This is a genomic window from Belnapia sp. (genome assembly GCF_059504005.1).
The window spans coordinates 1-16689 of the sequence record NZ_JCACHU010000165.1 but is presented as its reverse complement, the minus strand read 5'-3'; the positions used below and the strand labels follow the sequence as shown (position 1 = coordinate 16689).

Here is a 16689-nt window from a genome sequence, read left to right as displayed (position 1 = left end):
TAACATGTCTTGCTGTGCCAGCTCATGGACCAGGCCGGATGGGTCAGGGCATGCGGACGAGGTTCAAGGCAGAAGACAGCCATCGCGTTTGGGCCCATGCTGCGGTGCGTCGTTAAACCTTCCCGCGACAGCCCAAAATGATCCACTCTCGTTACCGTTAACCATATCACAAGTTTGGGTTGAAAATTTTAGACGATTTATCCATTCTTACGCACGTCGCGCCCGGTCAGGGCGAGGCGCCGACGCCCCGCAGCAGCACCACGACCGCCACCGCCAGTTGGGCGAAGTTCATCAGCACCGAGGCGCGGTGGGCACGGTCGAAGCGGGGCTTCGCCGCCCCGTCCCCGGCCTGGGCGGCGTCCGACAGGCGGTTGATGCGTGGCATCAGCCCCTGGCGGAGCCAGATCGTCAGCGCGGCGAGGAGGGCCATGGCCAGCGCATCGGCCGGGCGGGACGGCGCCAGGGCCAGGGCGGCAAGGCCCGCGGTGGCGATCAGCCAGAGATAGTAGCGCGGGAAGAGCTGGCGGATGAAGCGGCCCGCCCATTCGGGCGGCAGCCGGGTGAAGACCAGCGGCGCCACCACGGCGGCGAAGAACACCATGCCGCCGAGCAGCAGGGCGAGGCTGAGGAGTGCGAGGCCGGAGAGGATCATGCGGCGGCGGAGATGGCCCCGCCACCGCGTCTGGCAAGCTCTGGCCGCGAGACGGCGGCCGACGCCCCGGTCCATGAGGCGCCTGCCGGGCCCCCACGGAGACCGCAGCGCCTTCCCGGGGAGGTCAGTACCGGTACTGCTCGGCCTTGAAGGGCCCCTGCTCCGGCACGCCGATATAGGCGGCCTGCTGCGCGCTGAGCTTGGTCAGCTTGGCGCCGACCTTCTCGAGATGCAGCGCGGCTACCTTCTCGTCGAGGTGCTTCGGCAGGACGTAGACCTTCTTCTCGTACTTGCCAGGATTCGCCCAGAGTTCGATCTGCGCCAGCGTCTGGTTGGTGAAGCTGGCGGACATGACGAAGCTCGGATGGCCAGTGGCATTGCCGAGATTTACCAAGCGCCCCTCGGAGAGCAGGATGATGCGCTTGCCGTCCGGGAACTCCACCTCGTCCACCTGCGGCTTCACGTTGTGCCACTTGTGGTTCTTCAGCGCCGCGACCTGGATCTCGCTGTCGAAATGGCCGATGTTGCAGACGATGGCGCGGTGCTTCATCGCCCGCATGTGGTCGATAGTGATGACGTCGACATTGCCCGTGGCGGTGACAAAGATGTCGGCGCGCGGGGCCGCATCCTCCATCGTCACCACCTCGTAGCCCTCCATCGCGGCCTGGAGCGCGCAGATCGGGTCGGCCTCGGAGACCATGACGCGGCAGCCGGCATTGCGGAGGGAGGCGGCGGAGCCCTTGCCGACATCGCCGAAGCCCGCGACCATGGCGATCTTGCCGGACATCATAACGTCCGTGCCGCGGCGGATGCCGTCGACCAAGCTCTCGCGGCAGCCATAGAGGTTGTCGAATTTCGACTTGGTGACGCTGTCGTTCACGTTGATGGCGGGGAAGAGCAGCTTGCCCTCCTTGGCCATCGTGTAGAGGCGATGGACGCCCGTCGTCGTCTCCTCGGAGACGCCGCGGATGCTGGCGGCGAGCTTGGCGAACCAGCCCGGCTTGGCCTTCAGAAGGTTCTGGATGAGGGCGAAGAAGACCTCCTCCTCCTCATTGGTCGGCTTGCCGAGGAAGCCGGTGTCGCCCTGCTCGGCGCGCAGGCCGTAATGGACGAGCAGCGTCATGTCGCCGCCGTCGTCGAGCAGCATGTTCGGCTCGCCGCCGTCCGCCCACTCCAGCGTCTTCTGCACGTAGGACCAGTATTCCGGCAGGGTTTCACCCTTCACAGCGAAGACCGGGGTGCCGGCGGCGGCGATGGCGGCCGCGGCGTGGTCCTGGGTCGAGAAGATGTTGCACGACGACCAGCGGACATCGGCGCCGAGGGCCTTCAGCGTCTCGATCAGCACGGCGGTCTGGATGGTCATGTGCAGGCAGCCGGCGATGCGGGCGCCCTTCAGCGGCTGCCCGGGGCCGTATTCGCGCCGGACGGCCATCAGGCCGGGCATCTCGTCCTCGGCCATGGCGATCTCCTTCCGGCCCCAATCGGCGAGGCTGAGATCCTTCACGATGCTGTCGGCCATCTGCGTGTTCCCTGTAATGGGCTGTCTGGCGGGGCGCGTAGCATGGGCCGGCGGGGCTGGCCAGGGGTTTGCGGCGAGATATAAGGATATCTTTATGTTTGTGGCGGCAACGGAATCGGCAGCGTGCATCCTTTCCGGGCCTGGGCCGTTTCCCCCGCATGGCCGCATGCCGCGGCCCGCAGGAGGACGCCATGATCGATATGACCAAGATCGCCGAGCATATGGAGGTCGTCGGGTCGGACGGGCAGCATGTCGGCACCATCGACTCCCTCGATTCAACCCGGATGAAGCTGACCAAGGAGGACCCGGCCTCGGGCGGGCAGCACCGCTACCTGCCCTTCGGCGCCATTGCCCGGATCGAGGAGAATGTCGTGCACCTCTCCATCCCCGCCTCCGAGGCGCGCGGTATGACGGAGACGCGGGGCAACGACCCGGTCTAGCCGGAGCGTGACCGCTGCCGGGCGGGAGCATGGCTCAGGGCCCAGGGCAAGCTCCGGTCGGATGGGATCGCCCGATCGGAGGTTGCCCTAGCGCCGCTCCGCCGGCGCCGGCAGCACCGCGCCGGTGCTGCTCGTCACCGGCGGGCCGAGGCGGTTCTCGATGTCGGCCTGGCGCCGCTGCCGATAGGCGCTGCGATAGGTCACATAGGGGTCGAGCGAGCTGCGGCGCATCTCGTCGATCGGGTCGATCAGCGCCTCGCGCGTGTCGACCAGGCTGAGGCCGCCGCGAGTGTAGCGGAAGGCGCTGGCTGCGGTGCCGGAGCCGAGCAGCGTGGCGATGCCCGCCGCGCCGTCGACGCCGGAGCCGGCCAGGTCGCGCGGGTTGCTGGGGCCGAGCACGGGGAGGACGAGATAGGGGCCCTCGCCGACGCCCCAGGTGGCGAGCGTCTGGCCGAAATCCTCGGTATGGCGCGACACGCCGAACCAGTCCTCCGCCACGTCGAAGATGCCGGCGACGCCCAGGGTGCTGTTCAGCACGAAGCGGCCGAGCGTGTCGCCGGCGCGGCGGGACTGGCCCTGCAGCATGTCGTTGGCGAGGATGACCGGGCTGCGCAGGTTGTTCAGAAAGTTGCGGATGCCGGTCCGCGCCGGGCGCGGGACGCGGGTGCGGTACTCCACCGCGACGGGGCGGGCCAGCTTGCGGTCCAGCCACTCATTGGCCTCGTAGACGCGGCGATTGGCGGGCTCCAGCGGGTCGTTGGCGGCGCGGTATTCCGCCAGCGCCTCGGGGTCCGAGGCGGGCGGGGCGGTGGCGCAGGCGGCAAAGGCGAGGAGGAGGGCTGGTGCCAGCCTGCGCAGGCATGCGATGGGCAGTATCATCCTTGAGGTCCTCCACGGGAGCGGCAGGGCAGGATGGCCTCCAGCGGCGGCGGCGCGAAGCCTCGTTCCGGTGCCGCTCGTCTCGCCCGCGGGCAGGCCTGGAGCTCAGGACCTGCCGCCGCGGTTGCCGCCAGCAAGACGGCAATCCTCATGGTATGATCGGATCATGAGTCGGGACGGCGAGGGAAGGGATAGCGATCGGCATGGCCGCTGAGGACAGCCCGCGCGTCGCATCCGGCGCCCCGGCAGGCCGGCCGGTGCTTGAGCCCGGGCGCATCCAGGCGCAGATGAAGGCGCTGGCCGAGGCGGCCGGCCGGGTGATGCGCGCCCCCGGCCTGCAGGCGACGCTGCAGGCGATCACCGATGCGGCGCGCGACATCGTCGGAGCGCATCAGTCGGCCTCCAGCCTGAACCGGGGCAGCGACTGGTCGCAGGCGGTCAGCGCCGTCTCGCTCTCGCGGAAATACGCGGCCTGGCGGGACCGTGCGGCGGGCCCGGACGGCGCCGGCCTCCATGCCTGGATCCGCGAGGAGAACCGGCCGATCCGGATGACCCAGGCCGAGCTCGAGGCGCATCCGCGCTGGCGCGACTCCGCAGCCGGCCCTCCGGGGCTCCTTCTCGGGCATCCGCCGATGCGCGGCTGGCTGGCGGCGCCGCTGCTCGGCCAGGGCGGACGCCATCTCGGCCTCATCGAGCTGTCCGACAAGCTCGAGGGCGAGTTCGACGAGGCGGACGAGGCGATCGTCGTGCAGCTCGCGCAATTCGCCGCCTCGGCCATCGAGCGCGCGGAGATCGAGGCGTCGCTGCGCGAGAGCGAGGCGCGCTTCCGTCACATGGCGGACAGCGCGCCGGCGCTGATCTGGATGACGGACGAGGCGGGGCAGCTGGTCTTCGCCAACATGCACCACGACTACATTTTCGGCCGGCCGGCGGCGGCGCTGCTCGGCGATGCCTGGTGGGAGGTGCTGCTGCCGGAGGACCGGCCAGGGCAGGAGGCCGCCTTCCGCGAGGCCTTCGAGGCGCGGCAGCCCTACCGGCGGGAATTCCGCATCATCGACCGCCATGGCGCGGTGCGCTGGCTGCGCGGCGAGGGCGTCGCCCGGCTTGACGACCAGGGCCGCTTCCTCGGCTATACCGGCTGCAGCGTCGACATCTCGGCGGCCAAGCATGCCGAGGCGGAGCTGCGCCGGCTGAACGAGACGCTGGAGCGGCGCGTGGCCGAGCGCACCGCGCAGCTCGCCGCCAGCGAGATGCGCTTCCGCACCTATTTCGAAACCTCGCCGGACCTCGTCTTCCTCATCAGGGTCTCGCCCGACGGCGTCGCCCGCTACGAGGCCTTCAACCCGACGGCGGAACGCTTCACCGGGCTAAAGGCCGCCGAGGTCATCGGCCGGCCGGTGGAGACGGTGCTGCCTGCCGCCACCGCCGAGGCCACTGCCAGTCGCTACCGCCTCTGCGCGAAGGAGCAGCGGCGCGTGACCTACGAGGTCGCCTTCGTCGTGGAGGGCGAGCGGCGGATCGCCGAGGTGATCCTGGTGCCGATGGGCGAGGCGGCGGATGGCGGGCGGCTGGTGCTCGGCAATGCGCGCGACGTCACCCATCAGAAGGCGCTGGAGGAGCAGCTGCGCCAGGCGCAGAAGATGGAGGCGGTCGGCCAGCTCACCGGCGGCATCGCGCATGACTTCAACAACCTGCTGACCGGCATCATCGGCGCGCTGGCGACGCTGCAGCGCCGGGTCGAGGCGGGGCAGGTCGGGGCGCTGGGGCGCTATGCCGAGGTGGCGATGACCTCCGCGCAGCGGGCGGCGGCGCTGACCCAGCGGCTGCTCGCCTTCGCCCGCCGCCAGCCGCTGGACCCGCGGCCGATCGAGGCCAGCCGCCTGGTCGCGGGGATGGAGGAGCTGCTGCGGCGGACGCTCGGCCCGGCCATCGCCCTCGAGCTGCGGCTGGCGCCGGAGCTGTGGCCGACGCTCTGCGACCCGAACCAGCTCGAGAGCGCGATCCTCAACCTGGCGATCAACGCGCGGGATGCGATGCCGGAGGGCGGGCGCCTCACCATCGGAACAAGGAACCTCGTGCTAGGCGAGTCGGCGGCGCAGGCCCTCGGCGGCGAGCTGGAGCCGGGCGACTACGTGGCGATCAGCGTCGGCGACACCGGGACGGGCATGCCGCCCGAGGTGCTAGAACGCGCCTTCGAACCCTTCTTCACCACCAAGCCCATGGGGCAGGGGACGGGGCTCGGGCTTTCCATGCTCTACGGCTTCGTCAAGCAGTCCAGCGGGCATGTGCAGGTCGAGAGCGCGGCGGGGCGGGGCACGATCTTCCGGCTCTACCTGCCGCGGCATCGCGGCGCGTCGGACCGTGCGGAGGCGGAGGAGCGCGGCCTGCGGCCGCCGCGCCCGGGCCGCGGCGAGACGGTGCTGGTGGTGGAGGACGAGCCGTCGGTGCGCCTCCTGATCTTGGAGACGCTGCAGGATCTCGACTATGTGGCGTTGGAGGCGGCGGATGGGACGGCGGCGCTCGACTTCCTGCGCGCCGATGCGCGGATCGACCTGCTCGTCACCGATGTCGGCCTGCCGGGGCTGAATGGGCGGCAGCTGGTCGATGCGGCGCGGGCGCTGCGGCCGGGGCTGAAGGTGCTCTTCGTCACCGGCTATGCGCACAACATCCTGGCTGCCGAGGCCCCGCTGGAGCCGGGGATGGAGCTGCTGACCAAGCCCTTCTCCCTGCTCGAGCTCGGTCGGCGCATCCGCGCGCTTATCGACAGCTAGCCCGGCGCCTCATCAAGCGCGCGTGTGCGAGAGGCGGTCAGCTTGACGCTGCAACGGCCGCCCATCGATCATCCCCGGGCATGAACGGCCCCGCGCAGGGCCGCGGCCTTGGGAGAGAAACGCGATGGCATTCGACCTGCCCGGCGACCGGCGCAGCATGCTGCAAGGGGGCGGGGCCTTGCTCGGCGCCCTCCTCGGCGGCTTCGGCATCAGCCCGGCCCTGGCCCAGGACATGGCGCGGGAGGTCGGGCGCTCCGAGCGGCCGCTCAGGGCCGCCTTCTCCAATGCCGGGCTGCAGGCCACCTGGTGCGCCCAGGGCAAGCAGGCGGCCGAGTGGTGGGGCAAGCTCTTCAACGTCCAGGTCACCTGGTTCGACGGCGAGCTGAACGCCACCAAGCAGCGCAGCGCCGTCGAGAACATGGCGAGCCAGAGGTGGGACTTCGTCGCCATCCAGGCCTTCGGCATCGGCACGCTGGCGCAGCCGGTGAAGCGGATGATCGATGCCGGCATCCCGGTGATCGACATGGACACGCTGATCGCGCCGCTCGACAGCATCAACGTCCACAGCTTCCTCGCCCCCGACAACGAGTTCATGGGCTCCTCCGTCACCCAGGCGCTGGTCGATGCGATCGGCGGCAAGGGCATCATGACGATGACGCAGGGCGCGCTCGGCCATACCGGGGCGCAGGGGCGGGCGCGCGGCTTCGATTCCGTGGTGAAGAAGCACCCGGGCATCGAGGTGGTGGACACGACGCCGGGCGACTGGGACGTCACCAAGGTGGCGCGGCTCTGGGACACGCTGCTGACCAAGTACCCGAAGATCGACGCCGCCTATTTCCACAACGACGACATGGCGCTGGCCGCCTACAACGTGATGAAGTCGCGCGGCCGCACCAACATCCTAATCGGCGGGTGCGATGCGATGCCGCCGGCCCTGGCTGCCGTCTCCGACGGGCGGATGCATGCGACGGTGCGCAACCCCTCCTGCCGCATCCATGGCGGGGCGATCGTCGCCGGCGTCGCCGCGGTGGTCGCGGGCCAGAAGACGGGCACCGGGGCCGGGCAGATCCCGAAGCATGTCATCACCGACGGGCCTGTCGTCACCAAGGCCAATGCCCCGGGCATGGCCTGGATGGAGAGCCATTTCCTGATCTAGGCCATGCAGCGCGGCGCGCCCCTGCTCGAGCTCAGGGGCATCAGCAAGTCCTTCGGCGGCGTCGTCGCCCTCTCCGGCGTGGACTTCACTCTGGAGGCGGGCGAGATCCATGGCCTCGTCGGCGAGAACGGCGCTGGCAAGAGCACGCTGATGAAGATCATCGCCGGCGTGCACACCAGCTTCGAGGGGGAGATGCGCATCGCCGGGCAGCCGGCGCGGCACCGCTCCGCCCGCTCGGCGCGCGATGCCGGGATCGGCATGGTGCACCAGGAGCTGAGCGTGGTGCCGGAGCTCTCCGTCGCCGAGAACGTCATGCTCGGCGTGCAGCCGGTGAACCGGCTCGGCCTGGTGGACTGGCCGGGGATGATGAAGCGGGCGCGGGCGTTGCTCGCCGAGCTCGGCATCGCGGTCGACCCGCGCGTGCCGATCGGCAGCCTGCCGCTCGGCATGCAGCAGCTGGTCGAGATCGCGCGCGTGCTCTCCTCCGGCGCGCGCATCGTCATCCTTGATGAGCCGACCTCGGCCCTCTCGCCGCCGGAGGTGGAGGTGCTGTTCGGCCTGCTGCGACGAGTGCGCGACGGCGGACGGAGCATCGTCTTCATCTCCCACTTCCTCGAGGACGTGTTGGCGATCTGCGACCGCGTCACCTGCTTCCGCAACGGCAGGCTGGTCGAGACGGCGCCGGTCTCGGCCATCGACAAAGGCTGGATCATCACCCGCATGATCGGCGCCGGGCATGAGGAGCTGGAGGCGGGCTATACGGGCGAGATCCGGCTCGACAGCAAGCCCGGCGCGCCGGTGGTGCTGGCCTGCGAGGCGGCCTCCGGCCCGGGCTTCCGCGCGGTCTCGCTCGAGGCGCGGGCGGGCGAGGTGCTTGGTATCTACGGCTCGATGGGGGCGGGGCAGCTCGACCTGGCGCGGGCGCTGTTTGGGCGGACGGCGCTCTCGGGCGGGCGGCTCTCGCTCGACGGGCGGCCGCTCGCCTTGCGTAACACGGCGGCGGCGCGCAAGGCGGGCATCGCCTTCGTCCCGGAAAGCCGCCGCAGCATGCTCTTCGCGCAGGAACCGGTCTACAAGAATGTCTCGATCAGCGTTCTCGACCGCATCTCGCGCCTCTGGGTGAAGCCGGCGGTGGAGCGGGAGATCGCGCAGCGGCATGTGGAGTCGCTCGACATCCGCCCGCCCTCCGTGCAGCGCCGGCTCGGCACGCTCTCGGGCGGCAACCAGCAAAAGGTGGCGCTGGCCAAGTGGCTGACCCACCTGCCGCGCGTCCTCGTCCTCAGCGAGCCGACGCGGGGGATGGATGTCGGCGCCAAGGAGGAAGTGGTGCGGATCGTCCGCGGCTTGCGCGAGCAGGGCATTGCCGTGCTCGTCGTCTCGACCGAGCCGGAGACGGTGCTCTCGCTCGCCGACCGCATCCTCGTCATGAAGCGCGGCGAGGTCTGCGAGGAGTTCGCCGGCGGGACCGTCAGCAAGGACCGGCTGCTGGCGGCAGCCTAGGAAGGATCATCCATGAGCACGAGCGACAGCGCCGTCCTTCCCCGCAGCGGCGGCGGCATGAGCTGGCTCCGCGGGCAGCTCCGCAACATCGCGCCTTTCGCCACGCTGCTGGTGCTGGTGGCGCTGTTCAGCATCGCCAGCCCCTCCTTCGCCACGCTCGACAACGTGGCGAACATCGCGCGGCAGGTCTCGGTGACCGCGATCATCGCGGTGGGGCTGACCTTCGTCATCCTCTGCGCTGAGATCGACCTCAGCGTGGCGAGCGTCGCCAATGCGGGCGGCATCATGGTGGCCTTCTTCACGCTGCAGGACCAGAGCGTGAATATCGCCAACATCCCGCTGCCGGGCTTCGCCGCCATCCTGCTGGCGCTGCTCGGGAGCTTGGCGCTCGGCGCGGTGACGGCCTTAGGGGTGACGGTAATCGGCATCCCCTCCTTCATCATGACGCTGGCCATGCTGCAGATCGGCGCGGGCATCTGCGCCATGCTGGTGCGCGGGCAGATCGCCTACAACGTGCCGGCGCCGATCGAGCTGCTGGGGTCGGGCTCGATCGGGCCGGTGCCCTGGATCGTGGTGGTGGCCGTGCTGGTGCTGGCGCTCGGCCACGTCGTGCTGAGCTACACGCGCTTCGGGCGCTACATCTACATGGTCGGCGGCAACCGCGAGGCGGCGGAGTATTCCGGCGTCAACGTCAAGCTGGTGCTGGCCGCGGTGCTGATCATCTCCGCGATCTGCTCCGGCATCGCCGGGATGCTCGGCGTCGCGCATTTCGGCAGCGCGCAGCAGGACGAGTTCGACAACTACCTGCTCGATGCCATCTCCGCCGTCGTCGTCGGCGGCACCAGCCTGTTCGGCGGGCAGGGCGGCATCGGCAATACGGTGGTCGGGCTGCTGGTCCTCGGCGTGCTGAACAACGGGCTCGACCATGTGCGGATCGACAGCTTCCTGAAGATCCTGATCCGCGGGCTGATCCTGCTGCTGGCGCTGGTGATCAACGTCTACGCCCAGCGGCTGCGGGCGAAGGCTTGAGCCGCGGACGGCTCAATCGGCCGCATCCGGCGTGCGCGGGCGCCGCCCCTCGCGGCTGGGCGCGCGGCCGAAGACCTGCGCCGGCTGGCCGGAGAGCGCCAGCCGGGACCGCGGCTCCGCAATGGGGCAGCGGTTGTGCTGGGCGCGGAACCGTGCCCCCTCGACATAGGCCTCGCGCCGGGCGCGGTTGACCGAGCCGAACGGCCGGTGCGCGGCAAGCCCGTGCCAGGGGCTGAAGGCCAGGCCGTCATCCACCTGGGCCGCCCGCGCCTCGCTCCAGGCCGGCTGCGGCGGCACGCGGACCCGGGCGACCGGGCGGTAGGGGCTTTCCGCTTCCGGCCATTCGGCGGAGGCATCCTCGATCGGCATGCTGCGCGGGTTGGTGCGCAGCTGCACGCGCAGCTCCCACTCGGCCGCATGCTCGTGGCAGGTCTCGATCACCGCCTCGCGCAGCCCGTTCGGCTTGCCGCGCAGCGCGACCGGGCGGTCCCGCAGGGCGAGGAGTGCGGGCGAGACCGGCGCCAGCGACAGCTTGGCGACATGGTCGCCGTAGCGGAACGGCACCTGGGTGTAGAAGGTCTCGCCAAGCGGATGGGTGAGGGGGTGCCCGCCCATCGTCGTCAGCGTCCAGGGCTTGGCGCCGACCGCCCTGAGGGCGGCGACGAAGGGCCGGAGCAGGGCCGCCGCCACCTTCTTCCAGGCGAGGCCGGTTTCCGTCGTGGCGTCCACCACGGTGATGTTGCGGACGAAGACGCGGAGGTCGCGCTCGGTGAAGGCGGGCTGGTTCACCATGACGAAGTCCTGCGTCGCCTCGCCCTCGGAGCCGGGCAGCCTCTCGCCCTCGGCGCCAATCACCTTGAGCGCCATGCCGCGCGGGACGGAGATGTCGTCGTCGAGGATGTCGCCGCGGTTGGTGGAGAGCCGCAGGATCGCCGGGTAGCGCCCGGGCCGGGCGAAGAGGCCCTGCGCCAGCTCCGGCGGCAGGCCGTCGAGCACCTCGATCTCGCCCCCGAAGAGGGCATGGCTCTTGGCGTGCAGGCTGCGCGTGGCATGGCCATAGTCGCGCAGCGTGGTTTCGCGGATGTCCTGCATCAGCCGGCGCAGCTCGGCGGCCTTGGCGGCTTCGTCCGGTTCCGGCTGCTCGATCGCTTCCTCGAAGGGCAGAGCTTGGGCGGGCAACGGCTTACGCATGCGGCGGGTGCATCCAGGGGGCGCGGCAGGCGGCGCCGCGCAGCCTCGGCTCAACGCCGGCCGCGCCGGTTATTTGCCGCCGTGGCGCGTCAGTCCAGCCAGCCGAGGGCGGCGAGCCTGTCCCGCTCGCCGCGGAGGAAGCGCTCGCCGATATCGGCGCGCCAGCGCAGCTCGGGCGCGACGAGGTTGCGGGCGCGGGCGCGGGCGGCCTCCTGCGCCGCGGGCACGGTGGGGCCGGTGCCGGTGACGATCATCGCATGGCCGGAGCGGCGGCGGACGAGGAGCTGCCCCTCCGCATCGCGCCTGGCATCGACCAGGTGATAGTGGCGCAGCTCCTCGCCCGCCGGCTCCCGGAGGAAGAAGAGCGGCACGTCGTCATCCGGCGTGGCCGCCTGGTCCACGGCCGGGAAGGGCGGCACCGTGAGCACGATGGCGACCGACCAGCCGGGCGTGGTGGCGAAGCCCTCGGACCCTCCCTCCGCCATGCGGCGGAACAGATCGCCCCAGCCGTCCCGCTGCATCGCCGCCAGCACGGCGAAGCCCGGGTTGCCGAAGCGGCAGGTGAATTCCAGCGGCAGCGGCCCGCGCTCATCCACCATAAGGTTCAGGTTGACGTAGCCGACATGGCCGGCGCGGGCGAGATGCGGCGCGATGCGGCCGAGCGTCGCCTCGAACAGCCGCTCGGCGCCCTCGTAGCTCGCCAGCGTGCCCATCTCGCCGGTCATCTCGCCCATCTCGCCGGGGAAGAAGCGCTTGTGCTCGAAGTCGATGCAGGCGGGGCGGAGGAAGCGCTGCCCGTCGAAATAGGCGCCGATTCCGACCTCGACGCCATCCAGCCGTTCCTGCAGCAGCACGCCGCCGGTGGCGCCAAGGCGGAGCGCGCGGCGCAGCATGAAGGCGAGGTCGGCGCCGGCCGGATGGTCGCCGACGAAGGTCGGCAGGCGGGAGTCGTCGAATTTCAGCACATGCCGCCCGGGATTCGCCGCGAGCCAGTCGAGCGCGGCCTGCGGATGCGGGAAGCCGCGGCTCTCGGCGACGGGCAGGCCGGCCTCGCGCAGGATGGCCTGGCCGAAGGCGCGGTCATTCTCCAGCCGGTCGCCGAAGGCGCTGCCGCCGATGACACGATGGCCCTCGGCGCGCAGCGCATCCTGCACCGGGCCGTGGTTGGCGCGCTCGAAGAGCAGGATGCCGTCGCGGCCCAGCCAGCCCAGCTCGGCACGCCAGTCGGGCACGGGCTCGATCAGCCCGCCGAAGGCGCGCTCCTCCGGCGGGTCCTCGGCATGGACGCGGACCTCGTGGCCCTCCCGCATCAGCGAGAGATAGATGTCGCCGAGATAGACCCGCGGCCCGACCGCCAGCACGCGCATCGCCTGTCCTCGTCCGGTTCCGCACGGCAACGCGGGAGCGCAGGCCCCGTTTACGCCGGGAACATCCGAGGTAGCCCATGGAGCAGTTGCAGGCCTTCGCACAGGGTGCCGAGGAGATGGAGGCCGCGCGGCTGGTGCTGCGGCGCGGCCTGGTGGCGGAGCTGCAGGCACGCCTCTCCCATCATGGGCTGCTCGACCCGCCGGCGGACGGGCTGTTCGGCTCCGGGGCGCAATGGGCGCTCGGCGCCTTCTGCCGCGCGGCCGGCCTGCCCTTCGAGGGGGCGCTGACGCCGCCTGCCGCCGCCGCGCTGCTGCAGGACGCGCCCGTGCTGCCGCTGCGGCCCGATGGCAGCCTGGCGGGGCGGATCGCCGCGGCGCTGCTCCGGCGCGGCGACTGGCTCTGCCGCGATCCGGGCTGCGTCAACATCGTCTATGTCGAGGGCATGGACGAGGAGGGGCGCCCGGCGACGCGCCGGCCGGACGCATTTGACGACCTTCGGCTGCTGCTGCGCGTCGCGGCCGGGGGGCGCCCGGAGATCCTCGGCGCCTGGGCCGCGACGACCGATTCCGGCCGTCCGGCGGTGGAGGGGCCGGCCGAGCCGGAGGGCGCGCCGCGCCTCGTGCCCGGCCAGCACCGCGCCTGGGCGATCGGCCGCACGGCCATCGGCACGGCGCTGGAGCAGGAGGCGCTGGTCCAGCTCCTGCCCCTGCCGGTGACGCGGGATATCGACCGGAACTTCCGGCGCGAGGGCGACCCGCCGGGGCATGGCGTCTTCCTCATCGACCAGCATGGCGGCCAGGACGCGCCGCATGAGGAGGTGGGCGGCATCGGCGCTGGCTGCCTGGTCGGCCGCAGCCAGGAAGGGCATCGGCGCTTCATGGCCAGGCTGCGGGAGGATCCGCGCTGGCAGGCGAATGCGGCCCATCTCTTCACCACCTCGCTCCTCAGGGCCGAGGAGCTGGAGGGCTGAGGCCGCCACGGCCTAGGACGGCGGCTCCAGCGGCGCGAAGGGGAACTCCCCGGCCGGCTCCCAGGGCCCGCCGCGGTAGTGCCAGAGCAGCAGGCCGGTCCCGCGCGCGGTGAAGGGGGTGAAGGCCGCCCGCAGGCTGGCATGGAGCGCGCGCGCCGCCTCGGCCGTGACCTTGTTCTGGACGGTGACATGCGGGCGGAGCGGCTGGCGGTCCTGCGGGGTCAGCCAGGGCTGCCAGGCGGCGGCGAGGCCGGCACGGAGCGCGATCAGCGCCGGCGAGCGGAGGCGGTAGGCGACGCCGCGGCCCATCATCCAGACATCCTCCACGACGAGGTCGAAGGGGGGCTGGCTGCGGCAGGCCTCGGCGAGGCGGGCGGCGATCTCGGCGATCGCCTCGCCGGGGAGGTGGTGGAAGAGCGTCAGATGCGCGGCGAGGTGGTTGCGCTCGGGCGGGAAATGGGCATGCCGCTCCCGGTCGAACCGGGCCTGGGTGGCAGGGTCGAGGGCGAGCGTCAGGATCAGCGGATCGGCGTCGGCGGAGGAAGTGCGACCGGTCACGAGCGGCCCCTCGCAGGTTTTCGTGGAGCTGCGATGGCAGCCGGAGGAGCTGTTCGGGCCCGGGCGAAAAGCAGCGTAGCCCGGCGGATCAAAGCGAGACTGGCGGACAGGGTGTCTTCCACACTGGCCATGCTAAGCTCCTGTTTAACCAGTGCTATTTTGCGGTTGCGCGGGCTGACCCACAACTTCAGCCCCATGTGCCTCTATCCTTGTAAGGCTACTAAACCGCCTTTGGTTCGACGGCCTCGGTGTCCGTCGAACCTGCACCTTAATCTACTGACTTTAATAGATAAAAAATATGCATCTAATCAGCCCACACATCCAGCCCACGATGAACCGCTGTTTCGGCGCGCGGAGATGTGAAGCGTCGGTATGCTGAAAGGATAGCTGGGATCTATCTCTGAGCCTGCCCTCTAACCGCCCAGGCGCCAGTTCGCACCTTTGTAGAGGAAAGGCCTAAAGAAAGGTCGATGATTGAAATCCACCCAAGGTGAAACTCAGCGCTTGTAACAAGTGCCGCCGGAGACGGTTAGTGGCCGAGAAGGTGCACATGGTCGAGAAGATCGTGGGTTCTCCTGAGGTCGGTTTCGGTCAGCACTCCGGGGAGCTTGATGTTGTAACTTCGTTTATTTCCTTGCTCGAGTGCTGTTTTAAAGCAGGCATGAATTAGCTTTATTTGAGGTCTCGCACTATCTTCCTCGCTAGAAATCGGCTACGCGAAATTAGGCGCATCTGAAATTATCCGATTTGGTAACGTCATGCTAAAATATATAAAAGTGCTTAGGCGGTCACTTACTTATTGGCGAGCATTGTATCTAAAAGCATGCGGTTTCTAAATCGCTAGCATCTAGGTTGAAGGGCTCAACAAAAATATTTTCTAAGAAACGGGTGAACAAGGTGGATAACCCTTCTGAGGTTTTATGCGGTAAAGCGGCAACGGCTATTACCAATCCAAATGGGAAAGTTAATAAAGGAAATTTCGCGATTGGTGGATCGTTGATACCATTTGGTATGCGGAGATAAATTTGCATTGCCCGTTGCACACCTTGCTTACCACCTAGCAGGGACCATAAGCCGCATTTCCAGCTTGCAGGCCGCTTTTCTAATCCAGCGCTGAACTGCGATCCGATGGAGTATTCTCCCTTCACTTTACGACGGCGGTGACCAGGAACGACGATGTGGCCCAGGCTAGCCACATTTCGGTATCCCAAATGTGATAATGCCCTTGTAAGTTCCATAAAAGCGTTTGGAAAGGCCATTTATGGCTGATTGTCGGCCACCGTTTCAGGATGGTTGCTTTTGGAAAGGAGGCTATGGCTTGTGTCCGAGATCCCTGCATTTTAGAAGGTTTTTTGGATGCGGGGATTTATGTTAAGTGGGGACTGATGATGTGTAAAACGGACGGTTTGCCGCGAATTTTTTATAGTGTTGCTGAGACTGCAAAAATTCTCGGGTTAGGGAAGAGCAGGATCTACGAACACATACAGGCAAAGCGGCTTCATGTTCAGTATGATGAAAAGAGAACTCTGGTCCTTTGCGATTCCGTGCATCGCTTTGCAGAAAGCCTTCCCCGAACTAGGCCGTAAACGGATCAGCATGAACTTGGCGGACTGCGCTGTTACAAACTGCGACGTTGATGTTTGAATAAGCGCGGCGGAATCAATCTCCTGCTCGGCAAGCGCCATCCCGACGGCAGCATCGACTCGCACGCAAGGAATCCTGTCGATGGGACTGATTAGCAGACGCCGTAGCAGGACCGGCGTAAGCGTCCGGCGACGCGGCGTCCGACCGTCTAATTGCTGCGGCTTCTGCGTCGCTTGGCAGGTTCTAAAGCAATAGCTCGGCAACACAGCTGACGGGATGGTCGGCGATGCGCTCCACCGCGCGGCGGAGATAGGCTTCCGCGTCGAGCCCGTTAAGCTTGGCGGTGGCGATCAACGAGGCGATTGCCACGGCACGATAGCCACCGGTGTCGAATCCGGCGAACAGCCAGTTCTCGTCGGCGACGTAGTGCATGAGCGCCTCCCACCGGCTGCGGGCATAGTGGAGGGCCACGGCAAGGTCACTGCGGCCGAAGATCCGGGCGAATTGGTCGGCCCTGGCCTGGCGCTGACGGGCCCGCTCGTCGGGTGGCTGACCGCGGATGTCTCGCTCACGCCCGGCGGCGGTCCCGGGATCATCCGCGAAGCGCCGCTAGCGGCGGCTGCAGCACAACGAGGCCGACCTCCTTGCCCACTCTCACGTGGATGCCGTCAGGCAGCTCGATCTCGATCGCTGTGACCACGCGTGGTGATGGTAGTTGCGCCGGTACAGGTTCCGGTTACAGCCGACCTTACGCCTGACGTTAAGGTCGCTAGTCTCAACGCATGTCAGGAGCCAAGGAAGGCGAGAGAAGCCGGACACTTACGCTGCTGGAACACCAAGCGAAAAGCGGTTCGACGTCTTCGTCGTCATGACCCTTTCCTCTCAACCATTAATGCCTCCCGCAAACCCGAGGCGGTTCAGACAGAGGTGCCAACTACGGCTTGCCACGAACAGATCGACCGTCATCTGTCCAGCTAACGCCCAGCGGCCGAGCACTTGAACAGCACGCCCCTGATGGGGTGGCTTTGCTATCGGATTCTGGCCCGGGTGTGCTGACGAATTTTGGCCCACC

The 16689-nt window shown here is 68.6% G+C and carries 16 protein-coding genes; 7 read left to right on the top strand and 9 right to left on the bottom strand.

The window, feature by feature from the left end; all coding sequences use genetic code 11:
• Positions 1 to 226: 226 nt before the first annotated feature.
• Both AC5JJ1_RS25585 and ahcY read right to left on the bottom strand, forming a co-directional pair.
• Positions 227 to 652: a DUF4149 domain-containing protein gene (locus tag AC5JJ1_RS25585; protein ID WP_495787947.1), complete on the bottom strand. Its 426-nt coding sequence runs from the start codon at positions 650 to 652 to the stop codon at positions 227 to 229.
• Between the two features lie 124 nt (positions 653 to 776).
• Positions 777 to 2171, bottom strand: coding sequence for an adenosylhomocysteinase (gene ahcY, locus AC5JJ1_RS25580; protein ID WP_495787946.1), 1395 nt, complete (start codon positions 2169 to 2171; stop codon positions 777 to 779).
• A 191-nt stretch (positions 2172 to 2362) separates the two neighbouring features.
• Between ahcY and AC5JJ1_RS25575 the strand changes: the two genes are divergently transcribed.
• Positions 2363 to 2611, top strand: coding sequence for a DUF2171 domain-containing protein (locus tag AC5JJ1_RS25575; protein WP_495787945.1), 249 nt, complete (start codon positions 2363 to 2365; stop codon positions 2609 to 2611).
• An 87-nt stretch (positions 2612 to 2698) separates the two neighbouring features.
• On the opposite strand, the gene AC5JJ1_RS25570 is transcribed toward AC5JJ1_RS25575, so the two are convergent.
• The gene (locus AC5JJ1_RS25570) at positions 2699 to 3490 is read right to left on the bottom strand and encodes an MlaA family lipoprotein (protein WP_495787944.1); all 792 of its coding nucleotides are present in this window, start codon (positions 3488 to 3490) and stop codon (positions 2699 to 2701) included.
• A 203-nt stretch (positions 3491 to 3693) separates the two neighbouring features.
• On the opposite strand from AC5JJ1_RS25570, the gene AC5JJ1_RS25565 reads away from it, so the two are divergent.
• The 4 genes from AC5JJ1_RS25565 (at position 3694) to AC5JJ1_RS25550 (ending at position 9946) form a co-directional block, all read left to right on the top strand.
• Positions 3694 to 6261, top strand: a complete 2568-nt coding sequence (locus tag AC5JJ1_RS25565; protein WP_495787943.1) for a PAS domain S-box protein — start codon at positions 3694 to 3696, stop codon at positions 6259 to 6261.
• A 124-nt stretch (positions 6262 to 6385) separates the two neighbouring features.
• On the top strand, positions 6386 to 7417 hold the full coding sequence (locus AC5JJ1_RS25560; RefSeq protein WP_495787942.1) for a sugar ABC transporter substrate-binding protein: 1032 nt from the start codon (positions 6386 to 6388) through the stop codon (positions 7415 to 7417).
• Positions 7418 to 7420: 3 nt separating this feature from the next.
• Positions 7421 to 8917, top strand: a complete 1497-nt coding sequence (locus AC5JJ1_RS25555) for a sugar ABC transporter ATP-binding protein (RefSeq protein WP_495787941.1) — start codon at positions 7421 to 7423, stop codon at positions 8915 to 8917.
• A gap of 12 nt (positions 8918 to 8929) precedes the next feature.
• Positions 8930 to 9946: an ABC transporter permease gene (locus AC5JJ1_RS25550; protein ID WP_495787940.1), complete on the top strand. Its 1017-nt coding sequence runs from the start codon at positions 8930 to 8932 to the stop codon at positions 9944 to 9946.
• 12 nt (positions 9947 to 9958) lie between these two features.
• Here AC5JJ1_RS25550 and AC5JJ1_RS25545 read toward each other — a convergent pair whose 3' ends face one another.
• Together AC5JJ1_RS25545 and AC5JJ1_RS25540 are read right to left on the bottom strand one after the other, a co-directional pair.
• Positions 9959 to 11137 carry a catalase family protein gene (locus tag AC5JJ1_RS25545; protein WP_495787939.1) on the bottom strand — a complete coding sequence of 393 codons (1179 nt, stop codon included), beginning with the start codon at positions 11135 to 11137 and terminating at the stop codon, positions 9959 to 9961.
• An 89-nt stretch (positions 11138 to 11226) separates the two neighbouring features.
• The gene (locus AC5JJ1_RS25540) at positions 11227 to 12504 is read right to left on the bottom strand and encodes a hypothetical protein (RefSeq protein WP_495787938.1); all 1278 of its coding nucleotides are present in this window, start codon (positions 12502 to 12504) and stop codon (positions 11227 to 11229) included.
• A 77-nt stretch (positions 12505 to 12581) separates the two neighbouring features.
• On the opposite strand from AC5JJ1_RS25540, the gene AC5JJ1_RS25535 reads away from it, so the two are divergent.
• Positions 12582 to 13475 carry a peptidoglycan-binding domain-containing protein gene (locus AC5JJ1_RS25535; RefSeq protein ID WP_495787937.1) on the top strand — a complete coding sequence of 298 codons (894 nt, stop codon included), beginning with the start codon at positions 12582 to 12584 and terminating at the stop codon, positions 13473 to 13475.
• Between the two features lie 12 nt (positions 13476 to 13487).
• Here the strand turns inward: AC5JJ1_RS25535 and AC5JJ1_RS25530 are convergent, their stop codons facing one another.
• Both AC5JJ1_RS25530 and AC5JJ1_RS25525 read right to left on the bottom strand, forming a co-directional pair.
• The gene (locus tag AC5JJ1_RS25530; RefSeq protein WP_495787936.1) at positions 13488 to 14033 is read right to left on the bottom strand and encodes a 2'-5' RNA ligase family protein; all 546 of its coding nucleotides are present in this window, start codon (positions 14031 to 14033) and stop codon (positions 13488 to 13490) included.
• Positions 14034 to 14848: 815 nt separating this feature from the next.
• Positions 14849 to 15229 (bottom strand): hypothetical protein, encoded by a 381-nt coding sequence (locus tag AC5JJ1_RS25525; RefSeq protein ID WP_495787935.1) that lies wholly within the window; start codon positions 15227 to 15229, stop codon positions 14849 to 14851.
• A 93-nt stretch (positions 15230 to 15322) separates the two neighbouring features.
• Between AC5JJ1_RS25525 and AC5JJ1_RS25520 the strand changes: the two genes are divergently transcribed.
• Positions 15323 to 15619 carry a helix-turn-helix domain-containing protein gene (locus tag AC5JJ1_RS25520; protein WP_495787934.1) on the top strand — a complete coding sequence of 99 codons (297 nt, stop codon included), beginning with the start codon at positions 15323 to 15325 and terminating at the stop codon, positions 15617 to 15619.
• Positions 15620 to 15860: 241 nt separating this feature from the next.
• Here the strand turns inward: AC5JJ1_RS25520 and AC5JJ1_RS25515 are convergent, their stop codons facing one another.
• Both AC5JJ1_RS25515 and AC5JJ1_RS25510 read right to left on the bottom strand, forming a co-directional pair.
• Entirely contained in the window at positions 15861 to 16049 is a 189-nt protein-coding gene (locus AC5JJ1_RS25515; protein ID WP_495787933.1) for a transposase domain-containing protein, read from the bottom strand.
• 450 nt (positions 16050 to 16499) lie between these two features.
• On the bottom strand, positions 16500 to 16689 hold a 190-nt coding region (locus tag AC5JJ1_RS25510), incomplete at its 5' end, for a hypothetical protein (RefSeq protein ID WP_495787932.1).

What these genes read in the sequence shown, in the direction of transcription:
- AC5JJ1_RS25540 (WP_495787938.1), bottom strand. Translation starts at nt 12,504, where the DNA reads ATGCGCGTGCTGGCGGTCGGGCCGCGGGTCTATCTCGGCGACATCTAT.
- ahcY (WP_495787946.1), bottom strand. Translation starts at nt 2,171, where the DNA reads ATGGCCGACAGCATCGTGAAGGATCTCAGCCTCGCCGATTGGGGCCGG.
- AC5JJ1_RS25515 (WP_495787933.1), bottom strand. Translation starts at nt 16,049, where the DNA reads ATGCACTACGTCGCCGACGAGAACTGGCTGTTCGCCGGATTCGACACC.
- AC5JJ1_RS25585 (WP_495787947.1), bottom strand. Translation starts at nt 652, where the DNA reads ATGATCCTCTCCGGCCTCGCACTCCTCAGCCTCGCCCTGCTGCTCGGC.
- AC5JJ1_RS25570 (WP_495787944.1), bottom strand. Translation starts at nt 3,490, where the DNA reads ATGATACTGCCCATCGCATGCCTGCGCAGGCTGGCACCAGCCCTCCTC.
- AC5JJ1_RS25520 (WP_495787934.1), top strand. Translation starts at nt 15,323, where the DNA reads ATGGTTGCTTTTGGAAAGGAGGCTATGGCTTGTGTCCGAGATCCCTGC.
- AC5JJ1_RS25565 (WP_495787943.1), top strand. Translation starts at nt 3,694, where the DNA reads ATGGCCGCTGAGGACAGCCCGCGCGTCGCATCCGGCGCCCCGGCAGGC.
- AC5JJ1_RS25550 (WP_495787940.1), top strand. Translation starts at nt 8,930, where the DNA reads ATGAGCACGAGCGACAGCGCCGTCCTTCCCCGCAGCGGCGGCGGCATG.
- AC5JJ1_RS25575 (WP_495787945.1), top strand. Translation starts at nt 2,363, where the DNA reads ATGATCGATATGACCAAGATCGCCGAGCATATGGAGGTCGTCGGGTCG.
- AC5JJ1_RS25545 (WP_495787939.1), bottom strand. Translation starts at nt 11,137, where the DNA reads ATGCGTAAGCCGTTGCCCGCCCAAGCTCTGCCCTTCGAGGAAGCGATC.
- AC5JJ1_RS25535 (WP_495787937.1), top strand. Translation starts at nt 12,582, where the DNA reads ATGGAGCAGTTGCAGGCCTTCGCACAGGGTGCCGAGGAGATGGAGGCC.
- AC5JJ1_RS25560 (WP_495787942.1), top strand. Translation starts at nt 6,386, where the DNA reads ATGGCATTCGACCTGCCCGGCGACCGGCGCAGCATGCTGCAAGGGGGC.
- AC5JJ1_RS25555 (WP_495787941.1), top strand. Translation starts at nt 7,421, where the DNA reads ATGCAGCGCGGCGCGCCCCTGCTCGAGCTCAGGGGCATCAGCAAGTCC.